Source organism: Prevotella sp. BV3P1 (assembly GCF_000479005.1).
Lineage (GTDB): Bacteria > Bacteroidota > Bacteroidia > Bacteroidales > Bacteroidaceae > Prevotella.
In genome coordinates this window covers 11,723-24,102 of record NZ_AWXC01000043.1, presented here as the reverse complement: position 1 = coordinate 24,102, position 12,380 = coordinate 11,723, and the positions used below count along the sequence as shown (strand labels likewise).

Genomic DNA, 12,380 nt, shown 5'->3' with positions numbered 1-12,380 from the left:
AAATAGATTTCAAATCAATCATTCAACGCTGGCTATGAAATATGTTGTAACACTGGTTCTCACATGTTTGGCTATCCACCCCATGTCGTGCTTAGCTCAGGCAACGGCAATCAACCGTTACGCTGACACCATTGCGTATGAGGTGAAGTATAGACGAATCATCATTCCGGTTGAAGTGAAGGGGCGTTGCCATAAATACATCTTAGACACGGGCGGACAGACAGCCACCATGTGGCGTGAGGTAGAACAGGCAAAGGGTGAGTTGACGGGAGGCCAACAGGTAACAACCGACATGAACGGACAGGCCCACAGCTATTCAAAAGCTACCCTGCCGGAGGTGAAGATAGGTAGATATTTACGCTTTACCACACTCAACACCATTGCGTTGCCCGAGATACAAGGCTTTCGTGACTTAGGCGTGGTGGGCATTCTTGGTGGCGATGCGTTTAAAGATGTGGTGATCAGTATCGACGGACATGCGCAACAACTTCGCCTATTTTATCCCTATCGCCCAAAAGGGCTTAAACTGTCTGACGGCATTCCCTTGGAGTATTCGCCAACATGGCACGTTAATTTTCCATTAACGTTCAAGAATCAATCCGTACAGATGATGTTTGACACGGGCGTTCCTGAACTGCTCACGTTGAGCGAAGACGACTTTCATCGTCTTTCGCAGGCGCAAGCTGCCACCGTTACCTGCGAGGGAGTGGGTTCTGTGGGTGCTGGATTAGAGGGATTGGCCAAGCCGAAACCTTTGAAATATGTACGCTTAGCACCGTTTACCATCAGCGGTAAAAAGTTTGAAAATACGCCTGCAATGGCGGCAGCGGGCATCCCCACGATTTTAGGAGCCGAACTTTTGCAGTATGGCACAGTAACCATTGACTATCCGCGAGGCAGGTTCTATTTCCAACCCTACAAAACTTCCACGGCCGATTTCGCAAATAAAAAGCAAACATGGACTGTGGGAATTTTGCCAGTCAACCAGCGTTTTGAGGTTACTACGATATGGGGAACCACCCAACCACAAGTTGAAATTGGCGACGAAGTGACGGCTGTCAATGGCCATGACATCACCGCTTTGCCTTTAAGTGAAATGACTATCGTTGATATTTTTAAGGATATCAAAGGTCAGGAGGCCGAACTGACGATTCGTCGCCATCACCAAGTGTTTAAAGTTACCATTCATAAATTATAATTTTATCAAGATGCGCTTACATTCTTTACTTATCTATATCTTATTGCTGTTGGCCAATATTCCTACAACAGCCAAGGCACAGGTGAACAACACTTCGCAAGAGACGTTTGATTATCAATTATTGCGTCAGGGTGAAATGGCGTTGGCCATGACGTTGGACGACCAACCTGCTCTTTTCGTGTTGGCGTTAAACGAGAAGACTGTGTTGTTTCAAGAAGAAAAGTCAACGCCCCAAACGGTTCAAAACACTACCCACACACTATCGTTAGGCAAAAGTTTGTATGCCGAAAAGCAGTCGTTTGCGGTGGAATCTGCCCCAGCTACCTATCGTGAGCAGAATGTCAAAGGACTGTTGGGCATGGACATGTTTCGCAATGCGGTGCTTACCATCGATGCAAAAAATAACAAACTAACCATCTCTGCGCCCTATCGACCCGATTTCATGAAATTGTCTAATCGAATAAGGTTGAACGAAGCCCCTCAACAAGTATTGCGCTTGCCGGTCATGGTGAATCAACAGAACGTCAGCCTGCCCTTGCGCTTAGACCAATCGTCTGAGCTAACACTCTCTCAAGAGCAATGCCAACAGCTGGGCGTTACAAATTCGTGTTCCCTGAAAATAGCGCATACGGAATGGAAAACAGCCATAGCAACGACGAAAGAGGCCGCTGACTCGTTCTTAGGTAACGGCATTTTGCAACATGGATTGCTGTCCGTTGATTTCACGAAAGCGTCCATCTACTTTCAAGCATACGATGAAAATGCCATCGTTTACAAATCTGTTTCCAAATCTGCCGTCGTCATTGAAACGGGCAAGCCCACTGACATCGGTCGTACCTATTTCTTAGATCATGTGTGGGATTACACTGCTTCCACTCCTTATACCTATCGCGACAATGTGCCGTGCGTCATCGACTTTTGGGCCAACTGGTGCATACCGTGCAAACGCTTGTCGCCATTGATTGACGAGTTGGCTAAAAAATACGCTGGAAAAATCAAGTTTTATAAGGTTAATTATGACCAAGAGAAGAAATTGGCGGCCGATTTAGGCATCGGTGCCCTCCCCACTCTCTTAGTGATTCCGACAAAAGGAAAGCCCCAAACCATTGTAGGGCCCAAGCACGAAGAATTGGAACAGCGGATTTTAGAATACACGGGAGAAAACACGAAAGAATGACTTGAAAAGGAAGGGTGTTTAAGACGGGATTTTAATCTCCATGCTATTGAAGGCCAATCTACATGACTTTACAGCCCAATCTCTATGACTTTGGGCCCTAATCTCTATGCTATTGGAAAGGCTTTTTATGCTTTTATAACTAACAGATAATCAAACGGTTACAGCCACCTTACAAGAACTATAGCCAAGAACGCCCTGCTTTTCACTCCTCATTCTACAGAATGTCCCATGCAGCACTGCATAAACTTGGCGACGCAGCTCGTTATTTCACGGTTAGCGGTTGCGCTTCGAGGTAACACGGCCCGACTTTGTCAATGTTAACGTCACATTCTGCAACTTTCGGTTCGGGATGTCGAATATCACGTTCGGATTCATTCGCCTTCCTCTGAACTTCACTTCCAAGTGCAAATGCTCTGTGGTGGCTCGGCCCGTACGCCCCGTGAGGCCAATCACATCACCCGCCTTCACGCGCTGTCCCACCTTGACCAGGTTTTTGTACTGATGACTGTACAGCGTTTCAAAGCCATACCGATGCTTGATGGTGATACAATTTCCGTAACCATAATGCGGCCCGGAAAGGGTCACCACACCATCAAAGGCGGCCAGGATTTCATCTTTCGGCTTGGTTTTGAGGTCTGATCCGCTATGCCCTCGCCTGCCTCCGTAGGGACTGATGAGCTTGGCGCCGGGTAAGGGAAACGCCCACTGCCCCGACTTTTCCATCTCAGCCAGGTTCAACTGGAACGAGTCACCGTGAGCGAAGGGATCATCGGAGTCGACGCCTATCGGTCGTTCCGGCTCAGACAGCACGGCGACATCCACATGACGGCCCTTTTTTGTGCATTGAATCATTCGACGTCTGAGCTGATGACTATTGCCCTCGATGATGATTTCGGGACGGATGCGCTTGCCATCCACCATGATGGCAAAGGTGCAACAGGCTCTGCCACCCCGCTCACCCACGATGGCGAGGGTTTGTCCCGCCGTCACCGTTTCGCCAACCTTAACCAGATTTTGCACATTGTTGCCATAAACGGTTTCCAAACCATTGGGATGTCGAACCACCACCACATGGCCGTATTCGGGAAACTTGCGTGACAGGCGAACCACACCGCCGAACATGGCCTTCACGGCATCGCCCTTCTTGGTTGCTATCTCCATGTAGAGATTGGGCAAGGTTTTGGGCTTTCCGACGGGCAGCGGAAACGAATATTCGTTGTCCTTGAGCTGCGTGAAGTCGATTGAAAACGATTTTTCCTTGTCAAACAGATGGGGCGTGGATATGTTGATTTGCTGCTGCTCGGCGGCAGTGAATTGGTTGACGGCGGGTGCGAACGCAGACAGCGTCACAACGGTGGTTGCAGCCAAGAGCATTTTTCTTACATGTAGTTTCATTGATTAACAAAAATAATGTGCAGACAAGGCACCACTCCCGATTGTGAGGGGCGACATTACCTGCATGGTTTACAACAAAATGATGCCGTTATAGATTCTCCCCGACCGGATGCCTAACCGCCGAGCCGAGAAATACGCATCCACTTGCTCGTACGTACAAACGCCGGAGGACAGGATTCGGTCATCACTTACGCCCGCTTCTAACAGCTGCATGCGGTTGCACTCGGGCAGGTCGATATGCCATTTGTCCATCTGTTGGGTGATGGCAGACATGTTGAAGCCGGCTTGTGCGAATGCCTGATACACCTCATCCCCTACTTCAAAATGGCGCAACGAGATGCCGGGGCCGATACAGGCATGCAGATGAGCGGGCTGCGTGTGGAACGACAGCTGCATCGCCGCAATGGTTTTTTGCACGACGCGCGCCACCGTTCCGCGCCAACCGGCGTGCACGGCGGCGGCCACATGGTGCTCTTCATCGTACAACAGCACGGGGATGCAGTCGGCTGTTGACACGCCAATACAAACATGGGGGATGGCCGTGATGAGTACGTCAACGCCTTCGAGCAACCGCTGACGTGTAGACGGCGAGAGGGAGAAGAACTCTTCTGCGATGATTCGGGGCTCGGTGCCATGAACCTGGTGCGCCATCAACAAGTGGGCATCGTCTATCTGCAGCTCGGTGCACAGGGCCTTGCGGTTCATCATGACCGCATCGGGAGCGTCTCCGCAATAAGGATTGATGTTAAATTCGCCATACTGGCCTTCACTCACTCCACCTTTCCGCATGGAAGAGAATGCTCTTACACGCGGGTGCAGGGAATGATATGTGAGTTGTGGTTTGGTCAAAATATCGTTGTTTGGTTGAATCGAAGCCCCGGTTAATCGTCCAGGTCCTCGTATTCAAAATCTTCCAGGTCGGCGACATCGTCGAGATCATCATCGCTGACGTATTCTATCTCGGCGAACTCTCCTTCATCTGCCAACTCTGCGGCAAACTTGTCAGGGTCTTTGTCACGGTGCACCAGATTGTCCTCTGCAATGATTCCCTTGAGTTTGTTGCTCTCACTGTTGAGTTCTTGCCACAGAATGTCCTTCAGTTCGTTGATACCTTTTCCCGTCACGGCAGAGATGAAGATCACGGGAAGGTCGGTAGGCAGGGTTTCATGAAGCATCTCAATGAGTTCGTCATCGAGCAAATCGCACTTCGTTACCGCCAAGACACGATGCTTGTCCATCATGTCGGGATTAAACGTTCGCAACTCGTTGAGCAAGATGTCGTATTCCCTCTTGATGTCATCGGTATCGCCCGGCACCATGAAGAGTAGCAACGAGTTGCGCTCAATGTGCCGCAAGAAACGAAGTCCGAGGCCCTTTCCCTCACTCGCCCCCTCGATGATGCCCGGGATGTCGGCCATGACGAACGACTTGTGGTCACGGTATTCAACGATGCCCAAGGAGGGTTCGAGGGTGGTGAACGGATAGTTGGCTATCTTGGGGCGCGCGCTGGATATGGCTGACACCAAGGTAGACTTGCCCGCATTGGGGAATCCAACCAAGCCAACATCCGCCAGGAGCTTCAGTTCGAGTATGATGGTGAGTTCCTGCATGGGCTCACCGGGTTGCGCATAGCGCGGTGCCTGATTGGTGGCCGTGCGGAATTGGAAGTTACCTAGTCCGCCTCTGCCGCCTTTGAGCAACAGCACCTCTTGTCCATCCTCGGTGACATCACAGATATACTTGCCCGTCTCGACATTGTACACCACCGTTCCGCAAGGCACGTCGATGTACACATCCTTGCCATCGGTGCCGTGCCGTTTGTCACGGCCGCCATCCCCACCGTGCTCGGCAAAGATGTGTCGGTCGTATCTGAGGTGCAACAGCGTCCAGTAGTTATGGTTTCCACGGAGATAGATGCTGCCACCTTTGCCGCCGTCACCACCGTCGGGGCCGCCGTTGTAGTTGTACTTAACATGACGAAGGTGCATGGATCCCCGGCCGCCCTTACCAGAACGACAGCAAATCTTTACATAGTCTACGAAATTGGAAGCCATCTTTTACTTTGAACTTTGAGATTTGAACTTTGAACTGTTCTTACTTTGAACTTTGAGATTTGAACTTTGAACTGTTCTTACTTTGAACTTTGAACAGTGAAGGTTGTGATGTTTTGAACATGATTCAAGTGCCTTTGGTTGCCTTGACTATTTTAATTAAGACAGCCTTGAGACGCTCGCAATCGTTAGAGATAGAAAGATATTCTTGCTCATTGATAAATTTTGCTTCATAAAGTAAATCAATCCAGTATTCAGTCTCAGTTGCTTCTTTCAAGGCAATGTTCATCTTTGTTGTAAAATCTGGACGACTTTGAGCATTCTTACCTTCATGCACATTCGCGCCTATGCTTGTGCCTGAACGAAGGAGTTGCTTTGACAGAACATATTCACCATATTCTTTTGTCAGATAACGATATAGATTCACTATTCTTAGTGCAAACTCCTTCGACAATAGATAGATGTCATTTTCTATGATTTTATCCTCAGACATACCTTAAACTTTGAACATTGAACATTGAACTTTGAACTGTATTTTCTTTAAACTTTGAGGTTTGAACTTTGAACTTTATTTATTTTGAACAGTTTTTACGTTGTACTGTGAACAATGTACTTTGAGTGATGAATGGTGAACAATGAATTTTATACCCATGACGAAAACTCATGTAACTATAAAGTTCAAAGCTCAATGTTCAATGTTCAAAGTAAACAAAGTTCAATGTTCAATGTTCAAAGTTCAAAGTACATCGATTGTTTGGCTAATGTCTGCCGTGATTCTGTCTAATTCGCCCAAGCCGTTGATGTGATGATGAATACCCTCTGTTTTATACCATTCAATCAAGGGAGCGGTTTGAGAGTGATAAACATTCAAACGTTTCTTGATGGTTTCCTCGTTATCATCGGTACGACCGCTCTCCTGTCCGCGGAGAATGAGGCGCTTCATCAGTTCATCTTCAGGCACATCCAACTCAATCATTGCTGCTACACAGTGACCGCGGTCGGCCAACATCTGCTTCAAAGCTTCGGCTTGAGGGATGGTACGTGGGAAACCGTCAAAGATGACTCCCTTGTGATCCTTGCCGAAACTATCGTACACACTGGCCAGGATATCAATCATGAGTTCGTCGGGAATTAACTGTCCCTTATCAATATATCCCTTGGCAGTCTTGCCCAGCTCCGTACCATTCTTAATTTCACTGCGCAACACGTCACCCGTGGAGATGTGTCCCAAACCATACTTTGCAATCAACCGATCGCTCTGGGTGCCCTTTCCTGATCCAGGCGCACCAAATATTACAATATTTTTCATTCTTCTACTAATGTATAAATGTCTCTTAAGTTTCTTCCTTGTTGTTCGTAATCAAGTCCATAACCCACGATGAAGTCGTTTGGAATCTCCATGGCCACATATTTGATGTCCAAAGGAACGCTCAACTTGCCGGGCTTCAGTAGCAAAGTACAAATGTCTATCGATGCCGGACCGCGCGTGCCTAACGTCTCAATCATACGCCGCATCGTAGCTCCCGTATCGACAATATCCTCGACAATGATCACATGTCGGTTGGTGATATCCTCATTGAGACCTATCACTTCCTTAATGACACCCGTGGAGGCGATACCCTGATACGAAGCCAATTTGACAAACGATATCTCACTGGGAATCGTGATGTATCGCATCAGGTCGGCCGCAAACACGAAAGAGCCGTTCAACACGGCGAGAAACAGCGGCTCTTTGCCTGACAAGTCGGTATTGATTTGCTCAGCAACCGCCTTCACCCGCTCCAAGATATCAGCTTCCGGGATGAACGTTCTGAACGTTTTGTCCTTGATCGTTACTTTACTCATGGAATCTAAATTTGATAATTATCAATCGCAAAGTTACGAAAAATATCATAAACATGCGACAACACGCCGATGAAAGTAACAGGACGGAGATAAAAACCGGCTAAGAATAAAACGGAAATGAATGTCCAAAAGCGCATCATCAAGATGTAATAAACAGCATTTAATGTCGCTTGTAGATGTTTACGAAAAAAGAATAGAGATAAATTAACAAAAAAACACTACCTACTTATAGGTATTCAAAATAAAAAGATGTATCTTTGCATGGTTAAAAGTAGGTATCTACCAAGACTATTATACAAAAACATTATTGAATACTTAAAAGTTAACATCTATGGCTTACGTAATTGGAAACGATTGTATCGCATGCGGTACATGTATCGATGAGTGCCCAGTAGGCGCCATCTCTGAAGGCGACATTTATTCTATTGATCCTGAAGCTTGCACAGAGTGCGGAACTTGTGCAGAGGTATGCCCTAACGAGGCTATTTCTCTTCCGGAATAAAAACATGGAATGAACAAAAGTCACAACCCGGTGACACATGGAAGGTAAATCTGAAGAAGATTGAACCACTCACTGGAGTTGAAAGTTTAAGAGGCTGTTTTGCGAGTCAAAACAGCCTCTTATTATTTGATATTCGCCGCACTATGTCCGTATCGTGAATCAACGATATGAAACATGCAAACAAAAAAGAGGATGAAACGTGACTTCACCCTCCTTAACTTATATGTTTTATACTGATTATTTCATTCCCAAAGCTTGCTTGGCTGTTTCGTTCTCGGGATCCAACTCTAAGACTTTCTTCCAATAGCCATCGGCTGTTGATTTATCGTCCTTAAGCAAGTGGTAGTAACCCAAGTATCTGTAAGCCTCGATTAAACGAGTATTGTCCACATTATCACGATTTGCCTTTTGACTCAAAGAGCTGGCCAAAGCCTCATAGAATGGCTTTGCCAATCCCTGCTTGGTGTCAGGATCCAGATTAGAATTTACCCGTGCACGCAAGAAATTTGCAAAATCAATGTTGGCTGGGAATTTCTCACCCAACTGCTTGTACACCCCATCAGCTTTCAGATACGTAGCTTTCTGCTCTTCGCCGGTCTGACTTGCTGCCATGGTCGTATAGATTGATCCCAATCCTGCCAAATCTGTCGCAGTAGGTTCTTTAACATTTTTCAGATATTCTTCATAATAAGAAATGGCATTGGCATGGTCGCCCTTAGCCAAATAAGCATCAGAGAGACTTTTCTTGTTGCTATTAGCCAGGTCCTTACTTTCAGCATTGGCAGTTAAAGCCTTCTTGAACATATCAATAGCATTGTCATATTGCTTATTGGCTAAATATGCCTGACCATAATATGTATAGTCGTATCCAGAAATCTTCGCACTGTCAGAAGCGTTGAAAAGTCGGTCAGCATATTGAAGCGCCTCTTCAATCTTTCCCTCATCTGTGTAATTATAGAACGCCAGACGGTTCCAAGCTGCGTTGCGTGGATTCTTATTGAGTCCATATAGAGCCATATCCAAGCTCTTTTGACGATGCTGTGACAAATAGCCAGCCATGGCATAATTGGTAATATCTACATCTTCAAGCTTGCTTTTGTCCACTTTTTCATACGCTTGCATACTCTTATCAAGCATGTTTGAACTGTAATAAATTCTGGCAGCCAGTGCGTCAACCGCAATATCTGGACGCTGTGTACGCAGCTCATTGAGATTTGCCACAGCCTCTTCAGGGCTTCGACCACGGAGGATGTTGGCATACTTGAAGTAAGCATCCGGGTTCTTTGGATCAAAGTATTTTGCCTGCTGATACCATCCTGCAGCAGCACCACCATCGTCTTTGGCTACTTCAACATCGCCAGCCAAAATGTAAGCAGGAGCATATTTCTTATCACGAGCCATGGCCAACTCGGCATACTTCATTGCTAATTCCGTATTTTTCTGATCCAAAAACGCATGGCCAATGCCCACTAATACTGCTGGATTCTTTTTGTTTGCTTTCACAATATCCTTCAATGCCTTTTCGACAGTCGCAGGACTTGTTGCCTTGATAATCTGAGTCGCTTGTGTGATGGCTACATCGTTTTGAGCCATTGATGGAGCTGAAAATCCTAGTAACAAGGCTCCAATCAGTAAATATTTAATTGCTTTCATAATCTTCTACTTTCTTTGGTTTTGTTGATAATTCAACGCTCCTCACGTTTTGTTTGTCAGTCTTTTCGTGCCAAAAGTACATTTTTATTCTGAAACACGGACGTTTCGTATAGTTAAATTTCCATAAGCGGGCAGCAATCCTGACCTTAGAATTATTTTCTGGCCCTTGTCTTGCGAGATAATGAAATTGGAAAATCCTGTGGGTAGGCCCATGTGAGTATCATTCAATAGAATGTATAAAGTACGCACCAAAGGATAATTAGCATTGTAGAAGTAATACTGATAAGGCTTCCAACTGTTCTGCACATTTGCCACCGGAATTGAAGAAACAGCCATCGGGCGTATTTCTTTCTTGAAAGTAAGGTTGGTGGAGTCACGCTTATCATTGAGCCAATTGCTGCCAATGATGCCAATGGCTCCCTTATTTTCTTCGACGTATTTGATAACCTCTTCCGTCTTTTTGACTGCAGCTACATTTTTATTCGCAATAGGCTTCCCTCCAAGGATGGAGTCTTCGACATAGTGCACGGCAGAAGAGTTAGGATTGTCAAATACTACCGTGATATCTCCAATCTTAGAATGGGGATAGATTTGACTCCATTTAGTAATTTCTCCGTTAAATATCTTCCTTATATTGTCAACACTGATGCAAGAATCTGTGTTGTTTATATTCTGAACCAAAGCAAGTCCATCGTATGCGAACTTGATAGAGCGAGGAAACTGTTTGCTTGCTTTCAAACTTTCCAGCTCGTCTTTTGTAAAATCACGCGACGTTATGGCCATGAACACCTCTCCCTTGAGAAGTTTGTTAATGGCATCTGACTCGTTCGTATAGATGGGAGTCAGCTTAGCTTCTGGATAAGTAAACTCGAAGAGCTCGCGCTCCTCTTCGATAACAGGACTAAAACTTTCGTCAGAAGCAAAAGTTATTGCTCCTGACGAATAAGTATCTGTTCTGCCATCTTTTGACTTCTTGTTTTGGCAAGAAGCCAAAAGAAAAGCAGAGAGTGTTAATCCTACGATGACGTAAGATAATTTACAATTCATATTATTGCAATTTGAACGAAACAGGCACGTTGTATTTCACACGTACGGCTGAGCCATTTTGCTTACCAGGAATCCAGCTTGGCATGCTCTTTACAACACGAGCTGCTTCCTTATCCAAAGAAGGATCTACTGAACGAACTACTTTAACGTCAGTGATATGTCCATCTTTCTCTACTACGAAAGAAACAACCACACGTCCCTGAACACCATTTTCTTGTGCCACTACAGGATACTTAACGTTTTCGCTCAAATACTTCATCAAGGCAGAAGGACCACCAGGGAATGATGGCATCTGCTCAACTACATCGAATACCTTGTTCTCAACTTCAGGTTTAGGCTCAGGTTGAGCAACTGCTTCCTTAAGTTTCAAAACTTCACCACCCTTATCGTCATTACCTTTTACGTCAATGGCGCCAATGGCGGTTTTCGTATTCATCAATTCATCTTGAGTTTTCAATTCTTCTTCAGGTTTCACCTCGTTGTCCTTCTTGATGACAGGTGCGGTAAACTTGATAGAACTCTTTACTCGCTCAACAACCTTTTCAGGTTCAACTTGAATTTTCTTTAGTTGTTTTACTTCGGCCTTTTTCTTAGGCTGTTCCAACTTAGAAAGTTCAACTACCTCTGTCATGGCTGCTCTCTTTCTGGCTTCTGCGTCAGCGGCCTTCTTTAAAGTAAGACCGATTTGACACAACAACACTAATGCGACTACAGCAATGATAGAGATAACATTTCTCTTACCAGTACCTTTCCTTAGCTGATAGGCACCGTAAGCCTGGTTACGACCGGCAAAAACAAGGTCGGTCCATTCACCAGAGATCAAATCAATTTTTGACATTGTTTCTCTTTTTTAATAGTTAATACTTTGTTCTCTTACTCAACGCCCTTGGACTTCAACAACTTTGCGTCGTCTGGGGAAATCTTGTCGAGAACGTATTTAGCTATGCTGCAAATCTGCATCTCGTCGAGAGCATCTATAACATTCTGTGCTAACGCTTTATCCGTAGCCTTGATAATGACAGTCATTGTCTGGATCTTCTGACCACCGATCTCACCGGCCTTGATCTTAGTCAATTCCTGCTTGTATACGGAGTCGGGCATTTGGTCTTTCTTCTGATCGAGCTCTGCCTTGGCCTTCATTACCTGTAGCACGGGTTGCGTGTTGTCCTCGGTCACGTGCTGCATGAAGACTTTGCGGATTCCGTCTTTACCCCAAGTTGTTTCTTTGAGGGTTGATGGATCGTCGTATTTAGGCAAACCTGCCGTGTAGAAGATCTTATTGTTCCCAGCCACATATACGGTAATCGTGTATGAAGCCTTCGTTACCGACTTGTCTTGATCTGTCATGTTCTTATCGTTACTAGGCATACTCAACTCCATCGTTTGAGGTTTGGCCAATGAAGTACAGAGCATGAAGAACGTAATAAGAAGCATCATCATATCCACCATAGGCGTAAAGTCTACGCGGACATTGATTTTCTTCTGCTTACTTGTATCTTTAGATTTTGCCAT

At 45.7% G+C, this 12,380-nt stretch carries 13 protein-coding genes; 3 read left to right on the top strand and 10 right to left on the bottom strand.

Annotation, left to right across the window (positions count from 1 at the left end; genetic code table 11):
- Nucleotides 1-34 precede the first annotated feature (34 nt).
- Together HMPREF1254_RS07905 and HMPREF1254_RS11485 are read left to right on the top strand one after the other, a co-directional pair.
- Nucleotides 35-1,198, top strand: a complete 1,164-nt coding sequence (locus tag HMPREF1254_RS07905) for an aspartyl protease (protein ID WP_023058158.1) — start codon at nt 35-37, stop codon at nt 1,196-1,198.
- Nucleotides 1,199-1,208: 10 nt separating this feature from the next.
- A complete protein-coding gene (locus HMPREF1254_RS11485) occupies nt 1,209-2,375 on the top strand; it encodes a thioredoxin family protein (protein WP_023058175.1) in 1,167 nt (388 codons plus the stop codon).
- Between the two features lie 273 nt (nt 2,376-2,648).
- Here HMPREF1254_RS11485 and HMPREF1254_RS07895 read toward each other — a convergent pair whose 3' ends face one another.
- From HMPREF1254_RS07895 to hpt, 6 genes are all read right to left on the bottom strand, one after another.
- On the bottom strand, nt 2,649-3,770 hold the full coding sequence (locus tag HMPREF1254_RS07895) for a M23 family metallopeptidase (protein ID WP_023058223.1): 1,122 nt from the start codon (nt 3,768-3,770) through the stop codon (nt 2,649-2,651).
- A gap of 69 nt (nt 3,771-3,839) precedes the next feature.
- Complete coding sequence (gene pgeF / locus HMPREF1254_RS07890) at nt 3,840-4,619, bottom strand: peptidoglycan editing factor PgeF (RefSeq protein ID WP_023058203.1); 780 nt, start codon at nt 4,617-4,619, stop codon at nt 3,840-3,842.
- Between the two features lie 32 nt (nt 4,620-4,651).
- Nucleotides 4,652-5,824 carry a GTPase ObgE gene (gene obgE, locus HMPREF1254_RS07885; RefSeq protein WP_023058225.1) on the bottom strand — a complete coding sequence of 391 codons (1,173 nt, stop codon included), beginning with the start codon at nt 5,822-5,824 and terminating at the stop codon, nt 4,652-4,654.
- 124 nt (nt 5,825-5,948) lie between these two features.
- Nucleotides 5,949-6,314, bottom strand: coding sequence for a four helix bundle protein (locus HMPREF1254_RS07880; protein ID WP_023058177.1), 366 nt, complete (start codon nt 6,312-6,314; stop codon nt 5,949-5,951).
- Nucleotides 6,315-6,557: 243 nt separating this feature from the next.
- Nucleotides 6,558-7,130 carry an adenylate kinase gene (locus HMPREF1254_RS07875; RefSeq protein ID WP_023058187.1) on the bottom strand — a complete coding sequence of 191 codons (573 nt, stop codon included), beginning with the start codon at nt 7,128-7,130 and terminating at the stop codon, nt 6,558-6,560.
- The gene (gene hpt, locus HMPREF1254_RS07870; RefSeq protein WP_023058137.1) at nt 7,127-7,666 is read right to left on the bottom strand and encodes a hypoxanthine phosphoribosyltransferase; all 540 of its coding nucleotides are present in this window, start codon (nt 7,664-7,666) and stop codon (nt 7,127-7,129) included. The genes HMPREF1254_RS07875 and hpt overlap by 4 nt, the downstream gene beginning before the upstream one ends.
- Before the next feature lie 331 nt (nt 7,667-7,997).
- Between hpt and HMPREF1254_RS11790 the strand changes: the two genes are divergently transcribed.
- A complete protein-coding gene (locus HMPREF1254_RS11790) occupies nt 7,998-8,168 on the top strand; it encodes a DUF362 domain-containing protein (protein WP_081454892.1) in 171 nt (56 codons plus the stop codon).
- 237 nt (nt 8,169-8,405) lie between these two features.
- Here HMPREF1254_RS11790 and HMPREF1254_RS07865 read toward each other — a convergent pair whose 3' ends face one another.
- From HMPREF1254_RS07865 to HMPREF1254_RS07850, 4 genes are all read right to left on the bottom strand, one after another.
- Nucleotides 8,406-9,821, bottom strand: a complete 1,416-nt coding sequence (locus HMPREF1254_RS07865) for a tetratricopeptide repeat protein (RefSeq protein ID WP_036879871.1) — start codon at nt 9,819-9,821, stop codon at nt 8,406-8,408.
- An 84-nt stretch (nt 9,822-9,905) separates the two neighbouring features.
- Nucleotides 9,906-10,868 (bottom strand): PstS family phosphate ABC transporter substrate-binding protein, encoded by a 963-nt coding sequence (locus HMPREF1254_RS07860; RefSeq protein ID WP_023058224.1) that lies wholly within the window; start codon nt 10,866-10,868, stop codon nt 9,906-9,908.
- A gap of 1 nt (nt 10,869) precedes the next feature.
- Nucleotides 10,870-11,706 (bottom strand): energy transducer TonB, encoded by an 837-nt coding sequence (locus HMPREF1254_RS07855; protein ID WP_023058147.1) that lies wholly within the window; start codon nt 11,704-11,706, stop codon nt 10,870-10,872.
- 35 nt (nt 11,707-11,741) lie between these two features.
- A complete protein-coding gene (locus tag HMPREF1254_RS07850; RefSeq protein ID WP_023058157.1) occupies nt 11,742-12,380 on the bottom strand; it encodes an ExbD/TolR family protein in 639 nt (212 codons plus the stop codon).

Excerpts from the sequence above, each read along its gene's own strand:
- HMPREF1254_RS07905 (WP_023058158.1), top strand. The coding sequence starts at position 35 with ATGAAATATGTTGTAACACTGGTTCTCACATGTTTGGCTATCCACCCC.
- HMPREF1254_RS11485 (WP_023058175.1), top strand. The coding sequence starts at position 1,209 with ATGCGCTTACATTCTTTACTTATCTATATCTTATTGCTGTTGGCCAAT.
- HMPREF1254_RS07895 (WP_023058223.1), bottom strand. The coding sequence starts at position 3,770 with ATGAAACTACATGTAAGAAAAATGCTCTTGGCTGCAACCACCGTTGTG.
- obgE (WP_023058225.1), bottom strand. The coding sequence starts at position 5,824 with ATGGCTTCCAATTTCGTAGACTATGTAAAGATTTGCTGTCGTTCTGGT.
- HMPREF1254_RS07880 (WP_023058177.1), bottom strand. The coding sequence starts at position 6,314 with ATGTCTGAGGATAAAATCATAGAAAATGACATCTATCTATTGTCGAAG.
- HMPREF1254_RS07875 (WP_023058187.1), bottom strand. The coding sequence starts at position 7,130 with ATGAAAAATATTGTAATATTTGGTGCGCCTGGATCAGGAAAGGGCACC.
- hpt (WP_023058137.1), bottom strand. The coding sequence starts at position 7,666 with ATGAGTAAAGTAACGATCAAGGACAAAACGTTCAGAACGTTCATCCCG.
- HMPREF1254_RS11790 (WP_081454892.1), top strand. The coding sequence starts at position 7,998 with ATGGCTTACGTAATTGGAAACGATTGTATCGCATGCGGTACATGTATC.
- HMPREF1254_RS07865 (WP_036879871.1), bottom strand. The coding sequence starts at position 9,821 with ATGAAAGCAATTAAATATTTACTGATTGGAGCCTTGTTACTAGGATTT.
- HMPREF1254_RS07860 (WP_023058224.1), bottom strand. The coding sequence starts at position 10,868 with ATGAATTGTAAATTATCTTACGTCATCGTAGGATTAACACTCTCTGCT.
- HMPREF1254_RS07855 (WP_023058147.1), bottom strand. The coding sequence starts at position 11,706 with ATGTCAAAAATTGATTTGATCTCTGGTGAATGGACCGACCTTGTTTTT.
- HMPREF1254_RS07850 (WP_023058157.1), bottom strand. The coding sequence starts at position 12,380 with ATGGCAAAATCTAAAGATACAAGTAAGCAGAAGAAAATCAATGTCCGC.